Source organism: Vibrio sp. 1402 (assembly GCF_033340275.1).
This window is the reverse complement of record NZ_JAWOWE010000003.1, coordinates 287,494-314,005: the sequence shown is the minus strand read 5'-3', so window position 1 is coordinate 314,005 and position 26,512 is coordinate 287,494. Positions and strand designations below refer to the sequence as shown.

The following is a 26,512-nucleotide window of genomic DNA, read 5'->3' as shown; positions in this document are numbered from 1 at the left end:
TGACAGGTACTAAATGTCATCAAAAACGTCCTGACTTCAGAGTAAATAACCGACTTTCAAATTGTAACTATACTTACCGGAGAGTATCTTCCATGAAAAAGACCAAAATCGTATGTACGATTGGCCCTAAAACAGAATCTGTAGAGAAGCTAACTGAACTAGTTAACGCAGGCATGAACGTAATGCGCCTTAACTTCTCTCACGGTGACTACGAAGAACACGGCACTCGTATCGCGAACTTCCGTAAAGTAATGGAAGCTACTGGCAAACCACTAGCAATTCTTCTAGATACTAAAGGTCCAGAAATCCGCACTATCAAGCTAGAAGGCGGTAACGATGTTGATCTAGTAGCAGGTCAAGAATTCACTTTCACAACTGACACTTCAGTTGTAGGTAACAAAGATAAAGTTGCAGTAACTTACGCTGGTTTCGCAGCCGACCTAAACGTAGGTAACACTATCCTAGTAGACGACGGTCTAATCGAGATGGAAGTTATCTCTAAGACTGAAACTGAAGTTAAATGTAAAGTTCTTAACAACGGTGCACTAGGCGAAAACAAAGGTGTTAACCTTCCTGGCGTTTCTGTAAACCTACCTGCACTATCTGAAAAAGATAAGAACGACCTTAAGTTTGGTTGTGAGCAAGGCGTTGACTTCGTAGCAGCTTCTTTCATCCGTAAAGCGTCTGACGTTCAAGAAATCCGTGAAGTACTTGCTGCAAACGGCGGCGAGAACATCCACATCATCTCTAAGATCGAAAACCAAGAAGGTGTTGATAACTTCGACGAGATCCTAGAGCTTTCTGACGGCATCATGGTTGCACGTGGTGACCTAGGTGTTGAAATCCCAGCTGAAGAAGTAATCTTCGCTCAGAAAATGATGATCGAGAAGTGTAACCGTGCACGTAAGATGGTTATCACAGCAACTCAAATGCTTGATTCTATGATCAACAACCCACGTCCTACTCGTGCGGAAGCAGGCGACGTTGCTAACGCGGTAATGGACGGTACTGACGCAGTAATGCTTTCTGGTGAAACGGCGAAAGGTAAATACCCTGTTGAAGCGGTAACTATCATGGCTCAAATCGCGAACCGTACTGACTCAGCGCTAAAAGCTGAACTAGGTTCTCGTCTAGACAGCCCACGCCTACGCATCACTGAAGCAGTATGTAAAGGTGCAGTAGACACAGCTGAGAAACTAGCTGCTCCACTTATCGTTGTTGCAACTGAAGGCGGTAAGTCTGCACGTTCAGTACGTAAGTACTTCCCAACTGCAAACATTCTAGCGCTAACAACTAACAAGAAAACTGCTGCACAGCTAGTTCTAACTAAAGGTGTTACTCCTGTAGTTGTTGATTCAATCGAAAGCACTGACGCATTCTACGTAGCGGGTAAAGAACTTGCTCTAGAATCAGGTCTAGGTAACAAAGGCGATATCGTTGTTATGGTTTCTGGCGCTCTAGTTGCTTCAGGTACTACGAACACAGCTTCTGTACACGTGCTATAAGACTGAACTTTTAACACTTCAGTTTCTTGAGAAGGAGGGCTTATGCCCTCCTTTTTTATATGGCTTTCTTGCTCTCATAATAGGCTAATTGTATTATTTACCTCTATCAGAATTTCGTACTGTTTAATTTTATCGTCACGATTAAAGTTTCTATGAGGTGTATGTGTCTAGTCCCACTCTTACCGACAAAGTATTAAGAATGATCCGTCAGGATATTCTCGATGGCGAGCTTAAACCAGGTCAAAAACTCGTGGTTGCCGAACTCAAAGAGAAGTACAACGTAGGAGCGTCACCCATTCGAGAAGCATTGGTGCAATTATCTTGGAGCAAATACGTCAAACTCGAGCCGCAAAAAGGCTGCTGGGTTGCACCTATATGTAAAGATGAGTTACATGACTTGTACGAAAGCCTGCAAATGGTCTCCGCATGCTTACTCAGTAAGGCAATTACGATTGGCGATGAAAAATGGGAACTGGATGTACTAACTGCTTATCACAAGTTATCCCGAGTAAAACCTGGCGAAAGCTTTTGCTGGAGGGAATGGGAAGAGCGCCAAAATCAGTTTCTTACTGCGCTGTTTGAAGGTGCTGGCTCTGTCAATATGTTTGGGTTTTTCCGCGATCTACTCACGCAAATTAAACGCTACCAATACTTCGCGATGCAGATTTTAGGCACAGGGAACCCTGGGCACTGTAATCTCGATGAGCAAGAAATACTGATGAAGGCATCGCTAGACAAAAAGAGTCAGGATGCTTTAGGTTATCTAGAGCGTTATTTGAGACAGTCAATACAGTGTATCGAAGCCGCCATCGACAACCAATGTCGCATACTGGCTAGCGAATAACGCTGAGACTAAAAAGCGGGGGTCTATCCCCGTTTTTTCGTTTTTGTAAAAGCACTAAGCAATATCATCATAACTATGACATAGCGATACGCAGTTACGCCCTGCACTTTTTGACTCATACAAAGCAATATCAGCACATTTATACGTTCTTGTACGATCAGAGGTTAAATCACTATACCCAGCACTGACAGTAATGCCTCTATCACTACGCATTTGAACCGCGACACGTAGCCTGTTCAATACAATTTCAGCCTCTTCTAGAGTTGTATGCGGCATAATCACTGCAAATTCCTCACCACCGACACGAGATACAAAGTCTGTGCTGCGGACTTCTTCTAGGAGGGTTTCTGCGACACTACAAATCACCTTGTCTCCTTCGTCGTGGCCAAGCTCGTCATTAATACGTTTAAAGTGGTCAATATCAAACAACGCCAAACAAGCAGGAGGGCTATCAGGATAGCGTTCAATAATCCCCGCATATTGCGCCAATTGCTCTTCAAATTTTCGGCGGTTCCACAACCCCGTCAAGCCATCTTTTTCGCTTAGGTTTCGTAATTTTTCTTCTAACTCTTTTTGCCCAGAGATATCCACCAGCGACGTAATGTAATAACTCACTTTACCTGATTTGGTTAAATTCGCCTGAATACGCATTATTGCAGTAAAGACTTGATTAAACTTAGTTCGACAACGAATCTCCCCTTCCCATACGTGTTCACTCTTCAGTGTTTTCCAGATACTCAGGTTTGCTTCGAGATCTTCAGGTAAGAGAATTAAATGATGTGCACTCCAACCTTGGGCATGCTTGGTTGAGTAACCCATCATGTTTTCAAACTCTTGATTAACCATGATGATTCTATGTGAAGCATCCGAGATCATCACCGCAGTCATACCATCAAGAGCAGCTCGAGCCAACTTCGATTCCATACTATGACGCCGATAATGCAGAGCAAGGGCTGCCGTCGGCAAAGTGAAGCCGAGCACCAAACTTAGAACAAAAAACGCTTCTTGGATTAAGTCATCAATATCCCTCTGAGCTCGGGATAATAACTGCTCATTGGTAAGATCAATAACCAGATGAAGAGGTTCGCTAGAAACAAACTGGATGGTGCGATACGCGACCAAATTCGAACCATTGTAAGCATAGCCCGAATCTTTTGAATTTAAACTACGCCAAATGTTTGGGTACATCCGGCCAAAATTAAATTGAGAGCGAGCGGGAATTATATGGCCATACAAACGAGCTGATTTAGGGCTATCAATGTAAAATCCGTCACTCTTAATCAGCTCAATATGGAAATCAAGCACTGACGAATAGTTGAGTCGAGAGGATAAATAGTCAATATCAACATTAAGCACAAGATACCCTTCGCGCTTTCCGTTAAGCGAAATAGGCATCAAAATACGCAGTGACGGGCTATAGGGATAGACTAACTCGCCATACTCTCGTTCTAAACCTATCCCCCACGAAGCGATTTCGCCATCGTCTAAGTTCTTAGCGAATTGAAAGTAATCTCGCTCTGACTTATTTTGCAATTTGATCGCGGGCAACGCAGCGCCTGTTTCAATCTCATAATTAATCCTCACTTTTTCTCGACCAGAAACATCAAGAAAGCGAATTTGCTTATACAACTTTTGATTGATTGCGACCGAGATCCACATGTCTTCTAAGATGGAACGGTTCACCCGGTTAGGTTGGCGCAGATATTCATACAGACTTTGGCTGTGACCAAGTAGGTCACTGATCGTTTCGATTTGATCCTGAATATTGCTGTATTCACGGCCAGTATAGGCCAATTGATGTAACGCTTCTTGAGCGGTGTTCTCAACATTGTTTTCTAACAACGTCAGATATTTCTGATAGTAGTAAGCGGCAGTGAGTGCACTAAAAAATAGTGCTGTCGCCAATAAGGTGCCGACTCGCTTAGGTACTTTCACACGTCTAATGCCTATCATGCTTACTAAAACGACAATTATATCATTAATTGTTATTTTCTAAACAAAAAAGCCACTTAGATTAAGTGGCTTTTCTATATGCAATCAGAGAGTTAAGGTTTGAGGGCTCGCTCTCCTCGCGCAATGCCAACGACACCACTACGAGCAACTTCGACAACTTCGGTCACTTCGGATATCGCTTGAATGAAGGCATCTAGCTTTTCACTCGTACCCGCAAGTTGTACGGTGTATTGGGAAGCCGTGACATCCACGATCTGGCCACGGAAGATGTCTGCCGTCCGCTTCACTTCTGCTCGCGCAAAACCACTGGCTTTCACTTTCACCATCATCAGTTCACGCTCAATGTGCTCATACTCGGTGACTTCTTGTACTTTCAGCACATCGATCAGTTTGTGTAACTGCTTCTGAATTTGTTCCAACTGCATCTCATCAGATGTCGTGGTAATGTTCATTCGCGACAGGGTTTCATCATCAGTCGGTGATACCGTCAAAGATTCAATGTTGTAACCACGTTGAGAGAACAAACCAACAACACGAGACAACGCACCCGGTTGGTTTTCCAATAGCAATGAAATAATGTGTCTCATATTAAGTTCTCTCCGTTTTGCTTAGCCACATTTTATCCATACCCTCACCTTTGATTTGCATCGGGTATACGTGTTCGGTTTCGTCTACGTTGATGTCCACAAACACCAGACGATCTTTCATATCCAACGCTTTTTGTAGCCCTTCTTCGAGCTGATCAGGCGTTTCGATACGAATACCGACGTGACCATAAGCTTTTGCAATCGCTGCAAAGTCAGGAACAGAACTCATGTAAGAATTAGAGTGACGACCTTGATAAATAATGTCTTGCCACTGTTTTACCATGCCTAAGAATCGGTTGTTCAGGTTGATGATCTTCACTGGAATGTCGTATTGCATGGCTGTAGACAATTCTTGAATGTTCATCTGAATACTGCCGTCACCAGTCACAACCACGACCTCTTCTTGTGGCATGGCAAACTTCACGCCCATACCAGCCGGAAGACCAAATCCCATGGTGCCAAGACCACCAGAGTTTATCCAACGGCGCGGCTTATTGAATGGGTAGTACAGCGCCGCAAACATCTGATGCTGGCCCACATCAGACGCCACATATGCGTCGCCATTAGTTAGCTTGTGCAGCGTTTCAATTACTTGCTGTGGCTTGATTCGTTCTGGAGACGTTTCATAAGACAAGCAGTTGCGGTCACGCCATACTTGAATGTCATCCCACCATGCAGTGATAGCATCTTGATCATTTCCACTACCTTGCTCTGCAAGCAGCCCGAGCATGGTTGTCAGCACTTTTTCCGCAGAGCCTACGATCGGCAAATCCACTTTCACGTTTTTCGAGATCGATGACGGATCGATATCAATATGCATCACTTTTGCGTTTGGGCAGTACTTTTCAAGGTTGTTGGTTGTACGGTCATCAAAACGCACACCGATACCAAAAATAAGATCCGCTTCATGCATTGCCATATTAGCTTCGTAAGTGCCGTGCATACCCAACATGCCCAGTGAGTTTTTATGTGTACCCGGGAATGCCCCCAAGCCCATCAAAGTACTCACAACGGGTAGGTTCAGTTTGTCGGAAAGCTCTAAAATATGTTCATGAGCGCCAGAAATCACCGCACCACCACCGATATAAAGCACTGGTTTTTTCGCTTCTAATAGCGATTTAAGCGCTTTTTTAATCTGGCCTTTATGGCCCGAAGTTGTCGGCTTGTAAGAACGCATTGAAAGCGTTTCTGGATATTGATAAGGCAGTTTGATTTGCGGATTCATTACATCTTTTGGCAAATCAATCACAACTGGACCAGGTCGACCCGTAGTCGCGATATAAAACGCTTTTTTGATTGTTTCAGGAATATCTTCCGCTTTTTTTACTAAAAAGCTGTGTTTGACCACTGGGCGGGAGACACCGACGATGTCACACTCTTGGAAAGCATCATTACCAATTAGGCTATTCGGTACGTTACCCGAGATAACGATCATTGGGATAGAGTCCATATAAGCCGTGGCAATACCAGTAATGGTATTGGTCGCGCCCGGCCCCGAGCACACAAGTACGACACCCGGTTTACCGGTAGCTCGAGCGTAACCATCTGCCATATGAGTGGCGGCTTGCTCATGCCTTACAAGTACGTGTTTGATTTGATCGGTTTTGGCATGCAGTGCATCGTAGATATCCAAAACAGAGCCACCTGGGTAGCCAAAGATCTGCTCTACGTGCTCTTCTATCAGAGATTGAACCACCATCTCTGCGCCTGACAACATTGCTGTCATAATTGCTCTCCTTAGCCAGTTTCCTCACCGTAAGGTCAACGGATTGGTCTGGTTTTACATAGTCTAGGTCTTATTCGTAGCCTAATCGAAATACTTCCACGTTTTCGGCTATGTCTTGCGTTCGTCATAACATCCCGCAAGGTTACCCAACAAATGTAACGTTTTATTATCAAAGGGTCTAATGAGAGATTGGTCTACTTTTTAAACAAGATACTAGTAATTAGAATGTTAGTAGGAATAGCAGCCACACATCTCCTATTTCACAGTACAACCTAAAAAATTAACGCTTAAAAAAAGAACATTATTTCATAAGCTTTTAGCTACAGGGTGCGAAATAGCGTTATTTGACGAGCAGAACAGAAAAAATCAATACAAACAAAAATCCCCAGCAATGCGCGATCACATCACTGGGGATTTTTTCATCAATATAAAATCTAAGTCAGCTTAAGTTACTTTTTATCCGACTTTTCCTTATACATTTCTTCAATTTCATCTTGGTATTTGTCATTGATGACTTTACGACGAAGTTTTTGAGTTGGCGTTAACTCACCATCATCCATAGAGAAAGCTCTTGGTAACAATTTAAACTTCTTCACTTGTTCAAACTTTGCCAACTCTTTTTGAAGATCGTTCACCCGCTTCTCAAGCATTTCGACCACCTGGTGGTGCTTAATCAACTCAACGCGATCGTGATATTTGATATTCAGCTCTTTCGCGTACTCTTCTAGCGAGTCATAACAAGGCACGATAAGCGCAGAAACAAACTTACGAGTATCCGCAATGACTGCGATTTGCTCGATGAAGTGGTCTTTACCAATCGCACCTTCAATCATTTGTGGAGCGATGTATTTACCACCTGAAGTTTTCATCAACTCTTTGATACGATCGGTGATGAACAAGTTGCCATTTTCATCAATGTAACCAGCGTCGCCCGTTTTTAGGAAACCGTGCTCATCAAAGGTCTTTTCCGTCTCTTCTGGCATTTTGTAATAGCCACGCATCACCATTGGACCACGAACCAGAATCTCGTTGTTTTCGCCGATCTTAACCTGTGCGCCAGGCATCGACATACCAATAGAGTCGGGGTTAAAACATTTATCATCCCAACACGATACTGTCGCCGTGGTTTCAGTCATGCCGTAGCCCAACTTAACGTTGATACCAATCGCATGGAAGAATCGACCGATGGTTTCATCCAGCTTTGCACCACCACAAGGCATAAAGTTGATTTGCCCGCCAAGTAGCGCACGCAGTTTGCTCAGAACCAACTTATCCGCCAAAGCGTATGACTTACGCAGCAAGAGCGATGGCTGACGTTTTTCTTGATGACAAGCGGCCATTTTTGCGCCCATGTTGACTGCCCAAGTAAACATGATCTTACGATGAATCGGCGCGCGAGACACTTTCTCGTGAATCGCAGAGAAGATCTTCTCATAGAAACGCGGTACGGCACACATCACGGTAGGTCGCACCTGGCTCAGTGCATCACGTACTTGCATGGTGTCTTGCAAATAGCAGTTGGTCGCCCCTTTGTACAATACATAAAAGGTCCAAGCGCGCTCAAATACGTGTGACAACGGAAGGAAACATAATGACACGTCACTTTGAGAAAGGCTCAAGCGCTGATCGTGCCCTTCCAATTGCGCCGCAATGTTTGCGTAGTCCAACATAACGCCTTTTGGCTGGCCTGTTGTACCCGAGGTGTAGATGAGCGTAAGTAGATCATCTTCTTTTGCCTGATCTAAACGCGCATCCAATTCAACTTGATATGTAGTGTCGCCTTTGGCAACAAATGCTTGCCAAGAGATAACGAAATCATGATCGCCAAGTTCTATATCATCAGACATCGCAACAATGAGCTCTAACTGTTCGCACTGGTCAAAAATGCTCACTGCTGCATCAAATTGAGGCTGTTCACCAACAAACAGAACTTTGACGTCTGCATTGTTGATGATGTACGCCGACTGAGCGGCAGTATTGGTTGGGTAAATAGGTACTGTCACGCTGCGTAATTGCAGTGCTGCGATATCAGCAATCGTCCATTGCGGCATGTTGTTCGAGAAAATGCCGATCTTATCTTGGACTCCTAATCCCTGAGCCAAAAGTGCAAGTGATAAAGCATCAACTTGCTGACCAAATTGCGTCCACGTAATACCTTGCCACTCCTCACCCACTTTATGCTTGAGTGCAACGCGTGTACCACCGTTCGCAATTTGTTCACGAATACGTTTAACGATATGAAAATCTAACTTGGCCATTCTTTTACTTACCTTTTGGCTTACAGGCGTAAGCTAATTGAGCGAACAAGTGTACTCACGGCTTGCTAAAACGCAACTGACCAGTATCAAACTTATCACTAATAAGAGACAACTATCACTTATACGTCGCGAACGTACCTCAAATTGCTGAATGATTACTCTATTTAACTTACTGTTTCGATTGTTGATTACGAAAACAAAAAGCCCCGAGAGACAAAAATCGCTCGGGGACCAATGAATTGTAAAAATTGATGATTACCAATATGGTCTAATCGAGAAGACCAAACGTCATCTTATTTTGCGGCAACGACTTCACCACAAGTGATCATCAGTTGATCGCGCAGCCAAATGTGGCCTTTATCTTTTTCGCTTGATTCATGCCAGCTTAAGAAGCCGCTGATTTCTTTGTTCGCAAATGGGAAATCAAGAATTTGCAGTTGATCGCTGTTTACCGCATTTTCCGCCATCCAACGTGGTGCAATAGTCACAAGCTCAGATTGACCCACCACGTATAGTAGGTTGCTTAAACTAGAACCTTCATACGCCGCTTGGCAATCCAGTTCACGGTACGCTTGCTCTGAGAAACTACGTTGGCCATGCACTTTCGATAACTTCGCATGCTTTTCGTTAAGCAGTTGCTCAGCCGTCACACCACCTTGAATGCGTGGGTGTGTTTTTGATGCGATAACCACTAATTCATCTTTGAAGATTTCAGTACTTGAGAAACCTTGCTCATCAAAACGAGCGTAGTCGATCACGAAATCAATTTCTTGGTAGCGCATACGCTCAGACAACAAACGGTCAAATTCTGCATCTAGGTGAAGCTGAACGTTTGGTGCTTGTTGATTCACTTTTGCCATGATCTTCGGAGCAAAACGCATGTCGCAAGGGCTGCAAATCGCAAGCTTGAATAAGCGAGTCGAAGATTCTGGCTGGAATACAGAGCTAGGAAGTTCATTGCGAATCAGCTGCAGTGCTTGGCGAATAGGACCAAACAGTTGACGTGCTCGTTGCGTAGGCTGAATACCACGGCCTTGGCGCATGAATAGCTCGTCGTTAAACATCACTTTTAAGCGTGCCACGGCGTTACTTACCGCCGGCTGAGACATGCCTAGGTTATGTGCTGCACGAGTAATATTTTGCTCTTGCATTACAGCATCAAATACAGTCAGTAGGTTTAAATCTACACCACGCAAAGTGCTTTCCATACGGTAGCTAGCAATTGCGCTCATCGCGTCTTTCTTCTCTAACATTGAGTGCGCCTCTTTTGTAATCGTCAACTTTGTTCATTAAATTCATAACGAATAGAATCCCATCTCGCACAAAAGACGGCGGCTGGATTCGAATCATTTTACGAATAGATAACCTAACTTTTTATTATATTTATCGTCCGGATACTTCCGGCTCGAACTGTACTATCAACTAATCGATTGCGGTTTCGCAACTAGATTGATATTTAATCAGTAAATTTTAGCCAATTAGGTATTTATTCGTTAAATAACAAAAGCTTGATAAAAACATAAAAAACTATAAAACACGTAAAAGTGCATTCTTTGAGGACGTATTTAGCAAATTGATAGGACAGGTGGTTAACACAAGCATGCATTTAGCTCGGTTATTGGTTGGGATAGGAACAACATATAGCAGCTATATCTTTGATTGAATTTTGCACTTATCAGTCAAATTATCAGCAAATACACACTGAATAGAAATGAGAGAGGAAGAATAAAAATGCAGCCTTCCAAACAGAAAGGCTGCAACAAAATCGTGTCAAAAATGGAAGGAACAATGTACTTAGAACAACGTACTTAAATGTTCGACACGTAACTTGGAAAATCAACCTGCTCCCACAGCTGTCTGGATAACTCTGCTTTTGAATCCCATGCCCCTTGCAGTACCCAATGAACAATAGCCTGAGCAACATCTGGGTATTTCACACTTTCGGCTTGTTGCTCCTTTAGCCACTGGCGTACTGCGGAAATGTCTAAGCTCTCCATCGACATCGCAAGCCCTAAATCTTCTAAGGTCGCAACATTGCTCTGCTGCTCGAATTGACCCGCGAGTGGCTTTAGTAACAATTTTTTCCCCAAAGACAAGGCTTCTGAAGGAAGCTCAAACCCACCATTAGCAATGACACCACTACAGCGATGCAAATGATGCTGGAAGTTGCTGTGGCATAAAGGGCGCAGTTCTATGTTTTCTACCTGCTCACATTCGATCACATCCGGGTGATAACAGATAAACGCTTGTTGATTAAAGTGGAACAATAAGTCCGAGATATCTTCAATCGATTCGAACGGTAGATACACCAACACGAAGTCGTCGTTTTCTGCTTGGCTATCGACGGTATGCACTATCGGTGGTAACAAAGGTTGATCAAAATGATGCCAATGCAAACCAAGGTGGTGTTGAGAAGGCGCAAAGTATTCAATGACGGATTTATCTAACCAACTTGCTCCCTTTAGTGGCACCGGATAACGGAAAGCATTTTGGTGGCTGATACCAATAGAAGGCTTATTTTGTTGTCTCGCTGCCCACGCAGTCACAGGTTCGAAGTCATTAATGATAAGATCGTAGGACGACAGATCGAGTTGCTTAACTTCTTTGAAAAACTGCACCAAATTGTTATTCAATGCTGTTTTCGCGTAGTTTACAGAGCCTTTTTCAGTAATAAAGGTGAAGCCTCGGCGAGTCTGGTAATCGCCAAATGCTTCCATTGAAAAGTATTTTTCCGGCGCTCGCCCAGAAAACAAAAAGTCGACCTCAACATCGTGCTCTTTAAACGCATGACTCATCGCCCTTGCGCGTGCAATATGTCCGTTTCCTGTCCCTTGAACACCGTACAAGATTTTCATCAATTAGCCTCCTAACATCGCAATCGCTAATCCACCACAAAGACTGCCAAGCAGTGCACCAATGATGACATCGGTAAAAAAGTGCACACCCAATAAGATTCGCGCGGTTCCGATTAAACTTGCCCAAAAGAATGCAGCAACGCCTAGGCTCGGATAGAAATGGTCAATCAGCGTCGCCATGACAAACGCAGCGGCAGTGTGTCCTGAAGGAAGACTGTAGCGATCAGAGGGAGTGATAAAAGCAGGAAGGAGTGCACTAAGCTCTTCAGGGCGACGACGCTTAAAACTATTTTTCAGCGTCCAATAAATTGGTAGCTCGATAGCAAAAGCAAGTAAACCCGCCAGTAAAAACCAGACTCCTTGCTCCTTATCTAAATACCAAGCTAATAAACCCAACACCAAGTAAAGGTGCCCGTCACCACTGTGGGAGACTCCTTTGCTGATATTGGCGACTTGTTGATTAAAACGGTGCTTAAGACAAACACTAGAGAGCGCTAAATCAAACTTAGCAATGGTTGCAATTGGCTGTGTAATTGTCTCTATGGTTCGCATGTGACCTTTCCTTACTTTGACAACGCCTTTGTGTGAAAAGTAGGAGGTTTAGGTGACAACAGCATGACGGGAATTTGGACAATTAATGACAAAGGCCAAATTAAGGTGTGCCCAACAATTTATCTATTGGGCATAACCATAAAAATAGAACATTAAGAAGGGTTTGCTGGTTGCGGTTGAGGGGTGTCTATATACCAGACTTTTCTCTTCTTGCGGCAGGCGCGCAACGAGCCCGTCGTCATGTCGCCATCTTTTGTAAGCTCATAGCTCAGTGAGCGGCAAGTATAGTTTCCCGACAGTTCATGCTCTATACTCGTTTGCTCCGTTTTACTCGAGTTAGGCTCTAGTAGAGGGTTAGGCTGAGTAGATAAAATGTCACGATTTATCACATTGCTGCGCGCATAATCCTTATGGACATAACCTTTTATCACTCCTTTCTGTTCAACGAGAAACCAAGGTTGATCAACCACTTTTGCTAGCACATTAAAGACTTCCCCTTTCGATAATACGCCAAGCTTTGCCCCTTCAAGACTCGGTTTGGAGCGTAGGTTTAATGTGGTCTTAGAGCGGTAAGAGACATCCATAAACTCTACTGGGTTTGAGGTATCGACACCTTCAGTGGTTGGTCGGAAAACTTCCGCTTGCTGTTTCTCACTAGGTTGAACACGGATCTTCCACCAAGAATACGTTTCCGGATCTTTACCTTTAAACTTATTTCGGCTGTCAGACTCAAGGGCAACAAGCATCTGATTCAAGAACGATTCGCGTCCCTCATAACTCAAAAATCGATCCATTTGATCATTGATAACCATGACGCTCTGCGAGTGATCATTCATCACAACGGGGGAAGCCACTTCCACATAGGTCTGCGATTGAAACAGCTGACAACCCGACAAGCTGACCAGAGTAAATACTATGGCTGAACGTCCAAATTGTTTTGTTAACCTCATTCTTTCCCTAACCCTTATTTCTTTTACCTAGTGCAACTGCACTACTATAAATGGTCATTCAAAACTTTTGCCAAACAATTCGGACCTTTGTGTGACAAGTCGCAATCCCGATGCTTGTTTTGGTAATGAAACGTCGCAAACTTGATGAGAACTTACTTCTTCTAGCACGTTTCTATCGCATCATGTCGTTTCACTTAGTGCATCATTTTTTTCAAGCAAACGAAAAGACTCATCCTATATGAATAAAAAATCGACTTTAGGGTTGACGCGCTTCATGGAGTGCGGTACTAATTTGTTAACTTAATTATGTGGAAAGCTTAACAACTATGTCAGCTCATTTTTCTATCCTGCTTAGCCTCCTCCTGATCGTGACCAGTTCGCGCGGGTAGGCTGTGGAAGAAAAATAACCACACCAATTTCTAAGAACCCGCATGAGAATGCGGGTTTTTTTATATCTAAATACTGGAAGTAAACGATTCACTTGCGCGAAAGTGCAGAAATCAGGAAGGAAGCAAACATGAACGATCAGGTCATTATATTCGACACCACATTGCGTGATGGCGAGCAAGCGTTGTCAGCAAGCTTGACGGTTAAAGAAAAACTGCAGATTGCCTATGCGCTGGAAAGACTCGGCGTTGATGTTATCGAAGCTGGCTTCCCAATCTCTTCACCAGGTGATTTCGAGTCTGTACAAACCATCGCAAAAAACATAAAAAACAGTCGAGTTTGTGCACTTTCGCGTGCCGTTGCGAAAGACATTGATGCTGCCGCTGAAGCATTAAAAGTGGCTGACCAATTCCGTATTCACACGTTTTTAGCCACTTCCACCATTCACGTAGAAGACAAACTACGCCGCAGCTACGACGATGTACTAGAAATGGCAGTCAACGCCGTTAAACATGCGCGTAACTACACTGATGATGTCGAGTTTTCTTGTGAAGATGCAGGTCGTACTCCTATAGACAACCTATGTCGCATGGTAGAAGCCGCCATCAATGCAGGTGCGAGTACAATCAACATTCCAGATACCGTTGGCTACACCGTACCAAGTGAGTTTGGTGGGATTATTGAAACCCTATTTAACCGCGTTCCGAACATTGATAAAGCGATCATCTCCGTTCACTGTCACGACGATTTGGGGATGTCAGTTGCCAACTCTATTGCCGCCGTTCAAGCTGGCGCACGTCAGATAGAAGGCACGATCAATGGCATTGGAGAGCGAGCGGGTAACTGTTCACTTGAAGAAATCGCAATGATCATCAAGACTCGTCAAGAGTTTTTGGGCGTTCACACTGGCATTAAGCATGATGAAATTCACCGCACCAGTAAGTTGGTTAGCCAGCTATGCAATATGCCTATTCAAAGCAACAAAGCAATTGTGGGTGCAAATGCGTTTAGCCACTCTTCAGGCATCCACCAAGATGGCATGTTGAAGAATAAGAATACCTACGAAATCATGACCCCTGAGTCTATTGGCCTAAAAAACCAAGCTCTGAACCTAACCAGCCGCAGCGGTCGCGCTGCCGTGAAGAGCCATATGGACACCATGGGTTACAACGAAGACGAGTACAACCTAGACGCACTGTATGCGGATTTCTTGAAACTTGCTGACCGCAAAGGCCAAGTGTTCGATTACGACCTAGAAGCCCTAATGCACTTCTCGAACTTGCGTGAAGAAGATGACTTCTACAAATTGAGCTACCTAAGCGTGCAGTCTGGCAGCGTAATGGCCACCACCAGCATCAAAATGCAATGCGGTGATGAAGAAATGTGTGAAGCAGCGGTCGGTAATGGCCCAGTTGATGCGCTATACCAATGTATCTACCGCGTGACAGGCTACGACATCGTTCTGGATAAATTCGACCTAACCGCGAAAGGTGAAGGTGAAGATGGTTTGGGTCAAGCAGACATCATTGCCAACTACAAAGGTCGCAAATACCACGGTACGGGTGTTTCCACCGACATCGTTGAGGCTTCCGGCCAAGCATTATTGCACGTTATTAACAGCATTCATCGTGCAGATAAAATCGAAGAAATGAAGCAGAAAAAGATTGCGACTGTGTAATAACAACCGGGCTACACGGCTCAGGAAAGAACACGCTCGTTGAAATAATTAAGCTCAAAATTAGAAAACTTAAAGGATTAACATGACAGACAAATCGTACAAAATTGCCGTCCTACCCGGTGACGGCATTGGCCCGGAAGTAATGGCGCAGGCACATAAAGTATTGGATGCAATCGAAAAGAAACATGGTATTGCGTTTGAGCGTGACGAGCATGATGTAGGTGGTATCGCGATCGACAATCACGGTTGCCCACTTCCAGAGAGCACAATAAAAGCATGTGAAGAGTCTGATGCAGTCCTATTCGGCTCGGTTGGCGGCCCTAAGTGGGAGCACTTACCACCAAATGACCAACCTGAACGCGGTGCCCTACTGCCGCTACGTAAACACTTCCAACTGTTCTGTAACTTACGTCCAGCGCAAATTCACTCAGGTCTTGAAGCTTTCTCACCGCTACGTGCAGACATCTCGGGTCGCGGCTTTGACATCGTGGTAGTCCGTGAACTGACGGGTGGTATCTACTTCGGCCAACCGAAAGGTCGTGAAGGTGAAGGCGCAACAGAAAAAGCATTTGATACTGAGGTGTACCACCGCTTTGAGATCGAACGTATTGCAAAAATCGCTTTTGAGTCTGCTCGTCTACGTCGCAAGAAAGTGTGCTCTATCGACAAAGCGAACGTTCTACAAAGCTCTATCTTATGGCGTGAAGTAGTCGAAGAAATCGCAAAAGACTACCCAGATGTCGAGTTGTCACACATGTACATTGATAACGCGACTATGCAGCTTATCAAAGACCCTGCTCAGTTCGACGTAATGCTGTGTTCAAACATCTTCGGCGACATCATTTCTGATGAATGCGCGATGATCACAGGCTCTATGGGTATGTTGCCATCAGCAAGTCTAAACGAAAGTAAATTTGGTCTGTACGAGCCAGCAGGTGGCAGTGCACCCGATATCGCAGGTAAGAATATTGCTAACCCTGTGGCGCAAATCCTATCAGCAGCACTGATGCTGCGTTACAGCCTAGGTGAAGAAACTGCGGCGCAAGACATTGAAGCCGCAGTATCAAAAGCACTTTCAGCTGGGGAGCTAACGGGCGATCTTGCTGGTGACAACCCTGCGCTTACAACATCTGAGATGGGCGATAAGATCGCTGAGTACATCTTAAACTCGTAATACAGAACAGATTCATAATAAATACTAAATCCTCTATCCACCAATGACTTACCTCTAAGTCATTGGTGCTAAAACAAAGCAACAAGGATAACGAGGAAAGGAAGCAAACAATGGGCAAAACACTATACGAAAAAGTCTACGACGCACACGTTGCCGTCGCAGCAGAAGGGGAAAACCCAATCTTGTACATCGACCGTCACTTGGTACATGAAGTGACGTCTCCGCAAGCATTTGACGGCTTGCGTGAAAAAGGTCGTAAGGTGCGTCAGGTCAGCAAAACTTTTGCCACCATGGACCACAACGTTTCAACAACCACCAAAGACATCAACGCATCCGGTGAGATGGCTCGTATCCAGATGGAAACGCTATCGAAAAACTGTGAAGAGTTTGGTGTTACGCTTTACGACATTAACCATAAATATCAAGGTATTGTGCACGTTATGGGCCCAGAGCTTGGTATTACCCTACCGGGCATGACCATTGTTTGTGGTGACTCGCACACGGCTACACACGGTGCGTTCGGCTCGCTAGCTTTTGGTATTGGAACATCTGAAGTTGAGCACGTATTAGCAACTCAAACGCTAAAACAAGCGCGCGCTAAAACGATGAAGATCGAAGTAAAAGGCAAAGTGGCTCCGGGCATCACGGCTAAAGATATCGTGCTAGCGATCATCGGTGAAACCACAGCTGCTGGCGGTACAGGCTACGTGGTTGAATTCTGTGGTGAGGCGATCACCGACCTTTCAATGGAAGGCCGCATGACCGTATGTAATATGGCAATTGAGCTAGGTGCGAAAGCCGGTTTGATTGCACCAGATGAAACCACGTTCGAATACATCAAAGGCCGTAAATTCTCACCCCAAGGTGCCGACTTTGATGCAGCAGTAGAATACTGGAAAACATTAAAAACGGACGATGATGCTCAGTTTGATGCAGTCGTGACACTAAACGCAGCGGATATCAGACCACAAGTCACTTGGGGTACTAACCCAGGCCAAGTGATCGCAGTAGATCAACCGATCCCAGCACCAGAAAGCTTTGCCGACCCAGTAGAAAAAGCATCGGCAGAAAAAGCATTGGCTTACATGGGCCTAGAGGCAGGCAAGTCATTGTCTGATTACAACGTCGATAAAGTCTTCGTTGGTTCTTGTACTAACTCACGTATCGAAGACATGCGCGCAGCCGCTGAAGTAGCGAAAGGTCGCAAAGTCGCGCCTCACGTTCAAGCGCTGATCGTTCCTGGCTCTGAGCAAGTAAAAGCGCAAGCAGAAGCGGAAGGCTTGGACGTTATCTTTAAAGAAGCGGGCTTTGAGTGGCGCCTACCAGGTTGCTCGATGTGTCTAGCAATGAACAATGACCGTTTGGGCCCACATGAACGTTGTGCGTCTACTTCAAACCGTAACTTTGAAGGCCGCCAAGGTCGTGATGGCCGTACCCACCTAGTGAGCCCTGCGATGGCAGCGGCAGCAGCAATTGCTGGTCACTTTGTAGATATTCGTGAACTAGACTAAGGAGCAAACCAATGTCAGGCTTTAAACAACACACAGGCTTAGTTGTTCCTCTAGATGCAGCGAACGTTGATACTGATGCCATCATTCCAAAGCAGTTCCTACAAAAGGTCTCCCGCCTAGGGTTTGGTAAGCACCTATTCCATGACTGGCGCTTCCTAGACGATGCTGGCGAACAGCCAAATCCAGAGTTCGTGATGAACGCACCTCGCTACCAAGGCGCGTCTATCTTGCTGGCTCGTGAAAACTTCGGCTGTGGCTCATCTCGTGAGCACGCACCGTGGGCACTAGCGGATTACGGCATAAAAGCGATGATCGCACCAAGCTTTGCCGATATTTTTTACGGCAACTCGATCAACAACCAAATGGTGCCAGTTCGTTTGACTGAACAAGAAGTGGATGAAATCTTCCAGTTTGTTGAGGCAAATGAAGGTGCAGAAGTCGAGGTCGACCTAGAAGCGAATGTCGTTCGTGCCAACGGCAAAGAATATGGTTTTGAAATCGATTCGTTCCGTCGTCATTGCTTGCTAAACGGTTTGGACAACATTGGCCTAACCCTTCAACACGAAGATAAGATTGCTGAGTACGAAGCGAATATTCCAAGCTTCTTGCGTTAAGACGCGTTAGTAAATACACAAATCAAGGGCTGGCAATTGTCGGCCCTTGATTTGTTTTGGGTGACAGATCTCATATCGCTTTGCTTACAGAATACCGAACGCCTCTGTTGAAATTCGTCATCCTGAACAGCGACGAAGGAGCGTGATTCAGGATCGACTACCAGAGCGCACTGTACAGATTCATACTGTCTTTACTCAAGAGTTTGTGGGTATTAGATTCCTGATATCGCTTATGCTCCTCGGAATGACAGCGAATAAAGGCCACTGATTACTGAAAGAAAACAAGCACTAAACTGGTCTACACTATCAACAATATCTCATTCAAAGGTATCTCTATGAAGCGTCTGTTATTGCTGTTGTGTGCTCTGGTTTCTTTCTCGACATTGTCCGCGCCTAAATCCGACTTATGGCCATATTGGAAACAATCGAATCAAGCCAACCAAACCCAAATTTCTCATCAAGAATGGCAACAACTGCTCGATACTTATTTAGTTGAACAAGGCGAGAATACCTTGTTTCGTTATAGCCAAGTCTCCTCTGTCGATAAAACTAAGCTGAAACAATACATCCAGCGTTTGGCAAAACTAGACCCTCTACAATACAACCAAGCAGAGCAATATGCCTATTGGGTAAACCTTTACAACGCCATCACGGTAGATCTTATTTTGGATAACTATCCAGTCGAATCAATCACCAAGCTAGGTGGTTTATTTAGCTTTGGTCCTTGGGGAGACGATGTGGTCGTGGTCAATGGGAAGGATCTAACTTTAAACGATATTGAACATCGAATTTTGCGTCCAATTTGGAATGACCCAAGAACGCATTACGCGGTTAACTGTGCCAGCCTAGGATGCCCTAATCTGCAATCTCAAGCATTCACTGCTGACAACACGCAAGCTCTACTGGATAGTGCCGCCAAAACATTTATCAACAGCAGCAAAGGCGTATCTATCCAAGGTAACACGGCGCAGCTGTCTTCTATTTATGATTGGTTTGCAGCGGACTTTGGTGGAGAGAAACAAGTTTTCAACCACATCGCAACGTATGCTCCGCAATACAAAAACTTCTCTGGCAAAGTGAAATACGAATACGATTGGGACTTGAATCAAGCCAACTAAACTGGGGGGATGTGAGGTCAATTAGCATTAGGGACATAATAGGCCAAAAGCTAAAGACACCGGCAACTCAAAGACTAAGACATGAAAAAAAGGGCACTGAGTGCCCTTTTTTACATCCAAATGTTTGATAGAAAACGTCCGACTACTTAAAGCCTTTAACCTTCTTAATAAGATCGTAAGCGTTTTGAATCTCTTGAGATTTCTCTTTCGCGACGTTCATCATCTCTGGTGGTAAACCTTTAGCCATCAATTTGTCCGGGTGATGCTCGTTCATCAGTTTACGATAAGCACGCTTAACGGTTTTACTGTCTGCATCTGAAGACACATCCAGAATTTTGTACGCGTCGGCCAACTGATCCGCTTGTGAAGCTTGTTGCCAGCTACCACCTGAAGATTGGCGTTGATGCTGACCATGAAAACCGCCCTGGCTTTGGAAACGAAATGCGGCTTCTTGCATTTGCAAACGACGCTCTAATTGCTCAGAAGAGAAACCCAAACCACGTGCAATCTTGTGTAGTACATTTCGTTCACTCGGGTGGATCGAGCCATCTGCAAAGGCCGCCGAGATTTGCAGCTCTAAGAAAAATTGCAACAAGTCAAAGCGACCAGCTGTCGAAATTTTCACACGAACAAGAACATCTTCTAACGGAAAGTCGCTGTCTTTACCTTCACGAAACGCGTCTTGCGCTGCGCGACGCTGTTCGCCATGCAAATTCATGCGGTCCATCATGGCTGAAGCCAGTTGGATTTCCTCTTTGGTGACTTGGCCTTTCGCTTTTGCCACATGTCCCATTACCGCAAACGCCGCTTTAAAAAACTCTTCTTGGCGCTGAGCTTGACTTGGCCCTTTTCCAAAGCCGCCAGTAGAGAACCCGGCTTGACTCAAGCGACGTGCTTTATCGAATTGATGGCCAATAAATAAGCCAAAGAGTAAACCTAGCGGCCCGCCAAGTAACAAGCCAAAAAAGGCACCCAGAATTTTGCCAAAAATATGCATTATGTGTTCTCTATCAATGAATTTTTATCGACGACGGCGGTCTTATAGTGCCGGATGCAACGATTTCCTTTATGATAATGGAATTAGTTTTATTTCGGCTAGGCCATTTCGCCTGCTTATCTTTGCAGCTATTTTGTCGTCATTATGCCACAGTGAATCAATACGCTGGGATAAATGCGACTATAGTTGATTCATTTGGCTATTACGCTAGGGTACAACAAGCCCTATAGCCATCGAGTAGTAGTGACACAGGAAAGTTCAATTCAATGCAACATTTCTCCCGCACATTTTTAGCGGCCTCTATCAGCACCGCCTTGTTTGTACCCACCACTCAAGCTGAAGCGAATATCCATGATAGTGTGCAGGAAATGCCCGCCACAGATCAATGTTTGGTCGATACAAGTGGCGAGGAGGACGCTCTTAATACCCCAGTAGTGGTAGAGGCTGACACCCTGCAAGCCATCAATGGTGACAAAGCTCAGTACTCAGGTAATGTACAAGTCACCCAAGGCCAGAAGAAAATTACCGCAGATAGCGTAACGCTGCACCAACAAGACAACGTCGTGGTTGCCGAAGGCAACGTGACTTTCAATGACGGCCAAGTCAAAGCTCGATCTGATCGTGTTACTAACGACATTAATCAAGATACGTTTTCACTTGAGAACACCGATTATCAGTTCCTTTGCCAACAAGGCCGAGGCACTGCAGCCTATATCGCCCGCACAGGTCAGTCGGTTTATGAACTCGAAGACGGCTCTATCACATCGTGCCCTCAAGGCGATAATTCATGGCGATTGGTTGCGTCAGGCATCGATGTTGACCAAGATGAAGAGACAGCGACGCTGCACCATCCTCGATTTGAAGTGTTAGATGTGCCTGTTTTCTATGTGCCGTATCTAACCATGCCAATTGGAGATACGCGCAAAACGGGTTTCCTCTTCCCTTCTTTATCGTACGGTTCTAGTGATGGTATGGAAGTCGAGGTGCCATTCTATTGGAACATCGCGCCTCAATATGACATGACACTCACCACGCTCTATATGCAGCAACGTGGTACAAAACTCGATACTGACTTCCGCTACCTAACAGATGGTTGGGGAAATGGAGAAATCAAAGGCGAATACCTCAATAGTGATCGCAAATATCAGGACGAGTCTCGTTGGGGCTACCAAGTTAAACACGACGGTATCATCAATAAACAGTGGATAGTCAAAGTCGATTACTCAAAAGTGAGTGATATTGATTACTTCCTCGATCTCGACTCCAACATTGGTAACCGTGAAGATGGTCAACTGGTTCAAGAAGGACAAGTACAATATCGTTCTGACTTCTGGGATGCCTCGTTAACCGTTCGTGACTTCCAAATCTTATTGAAAGAAGAGAACCGCCCTTATCGCCTGCTTCCTCAGTTAGACTTGAACTACTACACGCCGTTGTGGGGAGATTACCTTAACTTTGACGTGAAGAGCCAAGTCAGCCGCTTCGATACGAGCGATGCTGCGCGACCAAATGCGACCCGTGTTCACATTGAACCAGGGCTTACATTACCGCTCTCAAACTCATGGGCAACGTGGACAACAGAAGCGCGCGTGCTCTCTACGTATTACTCTCAAGACTTAACGGGTTTGACAGATGTAAACTTGCAAAACCAGTTGGATGATGAAGTTTCTCGTGTTATTCCTGAGTTCCGTACGCATGCGCAACTTTACTTAGAACGAGATACAAGCTGGATCAAGGGCTACACCCAAACACTGGAGCCTCAGCTGCAGTACTTGTACGTACCTGAAGAAGATCAAACCAACATCTACAATTACGATACCACCTTGCTACAAACCGACTACTACGGGCTATTCCGCAGTCGTAAGTACAGTGGCATTGATAAAATCGCCTCTGCGAACCAGTTAAGCTACGGTGCGAGTACTCGCTTCTTTGATGATGACTATAAAGAGCGTCTTAACGTTTCATTTGGTCAGATTTACTACTTCGATAAAAAGACCAAACTGAGCAACAGCCCAAATCTTCCGGATGAGACCACCAACTATTCATCATGGGCGATTGAAGCCGATTTCAACTACAACGATTACTTGTTCTATCACGGTGGAATTCAATACGATATCGATTTGAGCTCCATGCAGTTGGCGAACAGTACCTTAGAGTACCAATTTAACGGTGGCTTTATTCAGGGTAACTATCGTTACGTCACGCGTGAATACATCGAAGATACGATCATTCTCGAAAACCTAGACACAATTACTCGTAAAGGCATTTCACAAGCAGGTATTGTAGCGGCCTACGAGTTCAACCCGAACTGGTCTGCAAGTGGTCAATACTACTACGACCTCAATGAAAATGCGGACCTAGAATGGCTAGCGAGCCTGCGTTACCAGTCTGACTGTTGGTACATTGGTGTGACTTACGCCAACCAATTGCTTGGTTGGAAAAACCAAACTATCGGCAGCACTGGGGCATCACCTGAATACGAAAATAACTTTAGCGTTAACTTCGGTATTCAAGGCTTTGCGACCAATCAGCGTGAAGACACTGCAGTCAAAGAACTGGATGGTTCTGACAACGCGATTAAGTACGGCCGCCCATTCTATCTGAACAATTAATCAAAATAGGCGTCTTAAATGAATAAGACGCCTATTCAAAAATACTGACGGAATTTTAAATGAAAATTTGGAAATCAATCTTATTCACGACCCTACTCTCTTGCGGAGCGGTTGCAGCACCAGTAGAGATCGATAAGGTTGCGGTCATCGTGAACGACGGTGTAGTTCTACAAAGCGACATCGAAACAGCGATGAAAACGCTGCAAGCCAACGCACGTCAAAGTGGAAAGAGCTTACCTTCTACCAGCGTGTTAAAAGAACAAGTCGTTGAAAAACTTATCATTGATACGTTGCAAGGCCAAGAAGCAGACCGTATTGGTGTGCGTATTGACGACAACCGTTTAAACCAAGCGATTGCAGAGATCGCACGTAATAATGAGCAATCGGTAGAACAACTCGCTGCTTCTGTAGAAAGTGAAGGTTTAAGTTACCCAGAATTCCGCGAACAAATTCGTAAGGAAATCGCCGCATCAGAAGCCCGCAATGCACTGGTTCGTCGCCGTATTAATATCCTTCCAGCAGAGGTCGATAGCCTTGCGGAACAACTATCACAAGAAACCAATGCGACTGTTCAATACAAAATTGGACACATTCAACTGCGCTTCTCTGACGATAAAGAAAAATCTGCTGTAGAAGCAGAAGCTAAAGCGCTCGCGAAAAAGCTAAACGAAGGTGCAGACTTTACGGAGATGGCCTACACCTACTCAAAAGGTCCTAAAGCTTTACAAGGTGGTGACTGGGGCTGGATGCGTAAAGAAGAGATGCCGACCATCTTTGCTGATCAGATCAAGATGCAAAACAAAGGCAGCATTATTGGTCCTTTCCGTAGTGGCGTTGGTTTCCACATCCTAAAAATAGAGGATGTCAAAGGCCTAGAAACGGTTGCGGTAACGGAAGTAAATGCGCGTCATATTTTGATTAAACCAACCGTGATTCTGAGCGACGAAGGGGCGAAGAAGCAACTGAATGAATTTGTACGCCGCATCAAAGCCGGTGAAGCAACGTTCGCTCAATTGGCAACACAATACAGTCAAGATCCTGGCTCGGCAGCACAAGACGGTGAACTAGGTTATCAAACACCAGATCTTTACGTGCCAGAATTCAAGCACCAAGTAGAAACTCTGCCAGTTGGCTCAATCAGCGAACCGTTCAAAACCGTTCACGGCTGGCATATCGTTGAAGTGTTGGATCGTCGCCAAGTTGACCGTACTGACTCAGCGATGAAGAACAAAGCTTACCGTATTCTATTTAACCGTAAATTTAATGAAGAAGCGGGCGCATGGATGCAAGAGCTACGCGCAAGTGCGTTTGTTGAAATCGTGGATGACAACAATGACAACTAATACAATTCGTAGAATTGTCGTAACCGCAGGGGAACCTGCGGGTATCGGCCCAGACTTAGTGCTTGCCCTATCGAAAGAAGATTGGGCGCACCAAATTGTCGTCTGTGCCGATAAGAATATGCTGACGGAGCGAGCCAAGCAGCTTGGAATCGAAGTCCAACTGTCTGATTACAATCCAGAAGAAGCACCTAAAGCACAAAAAGCGGGCACGCTTATCGTTGACCATATCCAAATATCGGAACCTGCGGTCGCAGGCGAGCTCAATGAAGCGAATGGCCACTATGTACTAAAAACGCTAGAAAGAGCGGCTTTAGGCTGTATGAATGATGAATTTGATGCTATTGTCACCGGCCCTGTTCATAAGGGGGTGATCAATCGCGCAGGTGTTGCATTCAGTGGTCATACTGAATTTTTCGCCGAGAAGTCACAAACGCCGCTAGTCGTAATGATGCTAGCAACGGAAGGACTACGCGTGGCGCTGGTTACAACACATATTCCTTTAGCTTATGTGTCCAAAGCTGTCACCGAAGAGCGATTAGAAAAAATCATCGATATTCTTCATAAAGACCTTGTAGAAAAGTTTGCTATCGCACAACCAAACATCTACGTTTGCGGGCTTAACCCTCATGCTGGCGAAGATGGCTGCTTAGGTCGTGAAGAGATCGAGACCATCACTCCGACACTGGAAAAAATTCGACAAGAAAAAGGTATCAACCTTATCGGCCCTCTGCCGGCTGATACCATTTTCAATGAAAAATATTTAAATGATGCTGATGCTGTTTTAGGCATGTACCATGATCAAGTATTGCCAGTATTAAAGTACAAAGGCTTTGGTCGTTCAGTAAACATTACTCTTGGTCTACCTTTTATTAGAACATCGGTGGACCACGGTACTGCATTAGATCTGGCAGGGACAGGTCAAGCGGATACAGGGAGTTTCCGAACAGCGCTCACGCATGCGATAGATTTGGTAGAGAAGAAACAATGAGAAATGATGTCCATTTAGGACACAAAGCGCGTAAACGTTTTGGTCAAAACTTCCTGAACGATCCATACATTATTGATGGAATCGTATCAGCGATTAACCCAAAACCAGGTCAAAACCTGGTTGAAATCGGTCCTGGTCTTGGTGCAATTACTGAGCCAGTAGGTCGTGAAGTAGATAAGTTCACAGTTATCGAATTAGACCGCGATCTGGCAGAACGCCTACGTACTCACCCTGAACTGGCGGATAAGTTGACCATCCATGAGGGTGACGCTATGCGTTTTGACTTCACTCAATTAGTGAAGCCAAACAACAAGCTGCGCATTTTTGGTAACTTGCCATACAACATCTCTACACCATTGATGTTCCACCTTTTTGAGTTCCATAAAGACATTCAAGACATGCACTTTATGCTGCAAAAAGAAGTGGTAAACCGCTTAGCCGCCGGCCCTGGCAGCAAAGCTTACGGCCGTTTAACGGTAATGGCTCAGTACTACTGTAAAGTGGTACCAGTACTGGAAGTACCGCCAACGGCATTCGTTCCACCACCGAAAGTGGATTCTGCCGTTGTTCGTTTAGTGCCTTACGAAGAGCTGCCATGCCCGGCGAAAGATCTGCGTTTGCTCGATCGCGTTTGTCGTGAAGGCTTTAACCAACGTCGTAAAACCGTTCGTAACTGCTACAAATCGTTGTTAAGCACAGAAGTACTAGAAGAGCTAGGTGTTAATCCAAGCATGCGTCCAGAGAACCTGACGCTAGAACAATTCGTCGCAATGGCGAACTGGCTTGCGGATAACCCGCAGCACTAAGAACTCAAACAATGAGCCAAACCCTTGTAGGTTTGGCTTATTATTATTGGGATA

At 45.0% G+C, this 26,512-nt stretch carries 20 protein-coding genes; 11 read left to right on the top strand and 9 right to left on the bottom strand.

What is annotated here, in order from left to right; all coding sequences use genetic code 11:
* The first annotated feature begins 92 nt into the window (after window positions 1-92).
* Both pykF and R7044_RS07855 read left to right on the top strand, forming a co-directional pair.
* Window positions 93-1,505 carry a pyruvate kinase PykF gene (gene pykF, locus R7044_RS07860; protein WP_005392243.1) on the top strand — a complete coding sequence of 471 codons (1,413 nt, stop codon included), beginning with the start codon at window positions 93-95 and terminating at the stop codon, window positions 1,503-1,505.
* Window positions 1,506-1,662: 157 nt separating this feature from the next.
* Window positions 1,663-2,349, top strand: coding sequence for a GntR family transcriptional regulator (locus tag R7044_RS07855; RefSeq protein WP_081886409.1), 687 nt, complete (start codon window positions 1,663-1,665; stop codon window positions 2,347-2,349).
* A 54-nt stretch (window positions 2,350-2,403) separates the two neighbouring features.
* Here R7044_RS07855 and R7044_RS07850 read toward each other — a convergent pair whose 3' ends face one another.
* From R7044_RS07850 to R7044_RS07815, 8 genes are all read right to left on the bottom strand, one after another.
* Entirely contained in the window at window positions 2,404-4,284 is a 1,881-nt protein-coding gene (locus R7044_RS07850; RefSeq protein ID WP_005379698.1) for a GGDEF domain-containing protein, read from the bottom strand.
* 110 nt (window positions 4,285-4,394) lie between these two features.
* The gene (ilvN, locus tag R7044_RS07845; protein ID WP_005379697.1) at window positions 4,395-4,889 is read right to left on the bottom strand and encodes an acetolactate synthase small subunit; all 495 of its coding nucleotides are present in this window, start codon (window positions 4,887-4,889) and stop codon (window positions 4,395-4,397) included.
* 1 nt (window position 4,890) lies between these two features.
* Window positions 4,891-6,615, bottom strand: a complete 1,725-nt coding sequence (locus R7044_RS07840) for an acetolactate synthase 3 large subunit (RefSeq protein WP_033906043.1) — start codon at window positions 6,613-6,615, stop codon at window positions 4,891-4,893.
* 449 nt (window positions 6,616-7,064) lie between these two features.
* Window positions 7,065-8,873 (bottom strand): AMP-dependent synthetase/ligase, encoded by a 1,809-nt coding sequence (locus R7044_RS07835; protein WP_033906039.1) that lies wholly within the window; start codon window positions 8,871-8,873, stop codon window positions 7,065-7,067.
* A 293-nt stretch (window positions 8,874-9,166) separates the two neighbouring features.
* Window positions 9,167-10,126, bottom strand: a complete 960-nt coding sequence (calR, locus tag R7044_RS07830) for a LysR family transcriptional regulator CalR (protein ID WP_005379693.1) — start codon at window positions 10,124-10,126, stop codon at window positions 9,167-9,169.
* Between the two features lie 555 nt (window positions 10,127-10,681).
* The gene (locus R7044_RS07825) at window positions 10,682-11,728 is read right to left on the bottom strand and encodes an MJ1255/VC2487 family glycosyltransferase (protein ID WP_005379691.1); all 1,047 of its coding nucleotides are present in this window, start codon (window positions 11,726-11,728) and stop codon (window positions 10,682-10,684) included.
* A gap of 3 nt (window positions 11,729-11,731) precedes the next feature.
* The gene (locus R7044_RS07820; RefSeq protein WP_005379690.1) at window positions 11,732-12,280 is read right to left on the bottom strand and encodes a phosphatase PAP2 family protein; all 549 of its coding nucleotides are present in this window, start codon (window positions 12,278-12,280) and stop codon (window positions 11,732-11,734) included.
* Window positions 12,281-12,432: 152 nt separating this feature from the next.
* A complete protein-coding gene (locus R7044_RS07815; protein WP_138938987.1) occupies window positions 12,433-13,230 on the bottom strand; it encodes an SH3 domain-containing protein in 798 nt (265 codons plus the stop codon).
* A 517-nt stretch (window positions 13,231-13,747) separates the two neighbouring features.
* On the opposite strand from R7044_RS07815, the gene leuA reads away from it, so the two are divergent.
* From leuA to R7044_RS07790, 5 genes are all read left to right on the top strand, one after another.
* Complete coding sequence (leuA, locus tag R7044_RS07810; protein ID WP_005379685.1) at window positions 13,748-15,295, top strand: 2-isopropylmalate synthase; 1,548 nt, start codon at window positions 13,748-13,750, stop codon at window positions 15,293-15,295.
* A gap of 82 nt (window positions 15,296-15,377) precedes the next feature.
* Complete coding sequence (gene leuB, locus R7044_RS07805; RefSeq protein ID WP_042522421.1) at window positions 15,378-16,469, top strand: 3-isopropylmalate dehydrogenase; 1,092 nt, start codon at window positions 15,378-15,380, stop codon at window positions 16,467-16,469.
* 110 nt (window positions 16,470-16,579) lie between these two features.
* Entirely contained in the window at window positions 16,580-17,980 is a 1,401-nt protein-coding gene (gene leuC / locus R7044_RS07800; protein ID WP_005383069.1) for a 3-isopropylmalate dehydratase large subunit, read from the top strand.
* An 11-nt stretch (window positions 17,981-17,991) separates the two neighbouring features.
* Entirely contained in the window at window positions 17,992-18,594 is a 603-nt protein-coding gene (gene leuD, locus R7044_RS07795; protein ID WP_005383071.1) for a 3-isopropylmalate dehydratase small subunit, read from the top strand.
* A gap of 335 nt (window positions 18,595-18,929) precedes the next feature.
* The gene (locus tag R7044_RS07790) at window positions 18,930-19,712 is read left to right on the top strand and encodes a DUF547 domain-containing protein (protein ID WP_225455464.1); all 783 of its coding nucleotides are present in this window, start codon (window positions 18,930-18,932) and stop codon (window positions 19,710-19,712) included.
* 142 nt (window positions 19,713-19,854) lie between these two features.
* Here the strand turns inward: R7044_RS07790 and djlA are convergent, their stop codons facing one another.
* Window positions 19,855-20,709, bottom strand: coding sequence for a co-chaperone DjlA (djlA, locus tag R7044_RS07785; RefSeq protein ID WP_033906031.1), 855 nt, complete (start codon window positions 20,707-20,709; stop codon window positions 19,855-19,857).
* 266 nt (window positions 20,710-20,975) lie between these two features.
* Here djlA and lptD point away from each other — a divergent pair, with 266 nt between their 5' ends.
* From lptD to rsmA, 4 genes are read left to right on the top strand one after another with little or no spacing between them, the layout of a single operon-like run.
* Window positions 20,976-23,321 (top strand): LPS assembly protein LptD, encoded by a 2,346-nt coding sequence (gene lptD / locus R7044_RS07780; RefSeq protein ID WP_033906028.1) that lies wholly within the window; start codon window positions 20,976-20,978, stop codon window positions 23,319-23,321.
* Window positions 23,322-23,380: 59 nt separating this feature from the next.
* A complete protein-coding gene (surA, locus tag R7044_RS07775; RefSeq protein WP_005379672.1) occupies window positions 23,381-24,664 on the top strand; it encodes a peptidylprolyl isomerase SurA in 1,284 nt (427 codons plus the stop codon).
* Complete coding sequence (gene pdxA, locus R7044_RS07770; RefSeq protein ID WP_005383085.1) at window positions 24,654-25,652, top strand: 4-hydroxythreonine-4-phosphate dehydrogenase PdxA; 999 nt, start codon at window positions 24,654-24,656, stop codon at window positions 25,650-25,652. Before surA ends, pdxA begins: the two co-directional genes overlap by 11 nt.
* Window positions 25,649-26,458, top strand: coding sequence for a 16S rRNA (adenine(1518)-N(6)/adenine(1519)-N(6))-dimethyltransferase RsmA (rsmA, locus tag R7044_RS07765; protein WP_005379669.1), 810 nt, complete (start codon window positions 25,649-25,651; stop codon window positions 26,456-26,458). The genes pdxA and rsmA overlap by 4 nt, the downstream gene beginning before the upstream one ends.
* Window positions 26,459-26,512: the final 54 nt, after the last annotated feature.

Coding starts and splice junctions, on each gene's coding strand:
- pykF (WP_005392243.1), top strand. CDS start 93: ATGAAAAAGACCAAAATCGTATGTACGATTGGCCCTAAAACAGAATCT.
- ilvN (WP_005379697.1), bottom strand. CDS start 4,889: ATGAGACACATTATTTCATTGCTATTGGAAAACCAACCGGGTGCGTTG.
- R7044_RS07840 (WP_033906043.1), bottom strand. CDS start 6,615: ATGACAGCAATGTTGTCAGGCGCAGAGATGGTGGTTCAATCTCTGATA.
- R7044_RS07835 (WP_033906039.1), bottom strand. CDS start 8,873: ATGGCCAAGTTAGATTTTCATATCGTTAAACGTATTCGTGAACAAATT.
- calR (WP_005379693.1), bottom strand. CDS start 10,126: ATGTTAGAGAAGAAAGACGCGATGAGCGCAATTGCTAGCTACCGTATG.
- R7044_RS07825 (WP_005379691.1), bottom strand. CDS start 11,728: ATGAAAATCTTGTACGGTGTTCAAGGGACAGGAAACGGACATATTGCA.
- R7044_RS07820 (WP_005379690.1), bottom strand. CDS start 12,280: ATGCGAACCATAGAGACAATTACACAGCCAATTGCAACCATTGCTAAG.
- R7044_RS07815 (WP_138938987.1), bottom strand. CDS start 13,230: ATGAGGTTAACAAAACAATTTGGACGTTCAGCCATAGTATTTACTCTG.
- leuA (WP_005379685.1), top strand. CDS start 13,748: ATGAACGATCAGGTCATTATATTCGACACCACATTGCGTGATGGCGAG.
- leuB (WP_042522421.1), top strand. CDS start 15,378: ATGACAGACAAATCGTACAAAATTGCCGTCCTACCCGGTGACGGCATT.
- leuC (WP_005383069.1), top strand. CDS start 16,580: ATGGGCAAAACACTATACGAAAAAGTCTACGACGCACACGTTGCCGTC.
- leuD (WP_005383071.1), top strand. CDS start 17,992: ATGTCAGGCTTTAAACAACACACAGGCTTAGTTGTTCCTCTAGATGCA.
- R7044_RS07790 (WP_225455464.1), top strand. CDS start 18,930: ATGAAGCGTCTGTTATTGCTGTTGTGTGCTCTGGTTTCTTTCTCGACA.
- djlA (WP_033906031.1), bottom strand. CDS start 20,709: ATGCATATTTTTGGCAAAATTCTGGGTGCCTTTTTTGGCTTGTTACTT.
- lptD (WP_033906028.1), top strand. CDS start 20,976: ATGCAACATTTCTCCCGCACATTTTTAGCGGCCTCTATCAGCACCGCC.
- surA (WP_005379672.1), top strand. CDS start 23,381: ATGAAAATTTGGAAATCAATCTTATTCACGACCCTACTCTCTTGCGGA.
- pdxA (WP_005383085.1), top strand. CDS start 24,654: ATGACAACTAATACAATTCGTAGAATTGTCGTAACCGCAGGGGAACCT.
- rsmA (WP_005379669.1), top strand. CDS start 25,649: ATGAGAAATGATGTCCATTTAGGACACAAAGCGCGTAAACGTTTTGGT.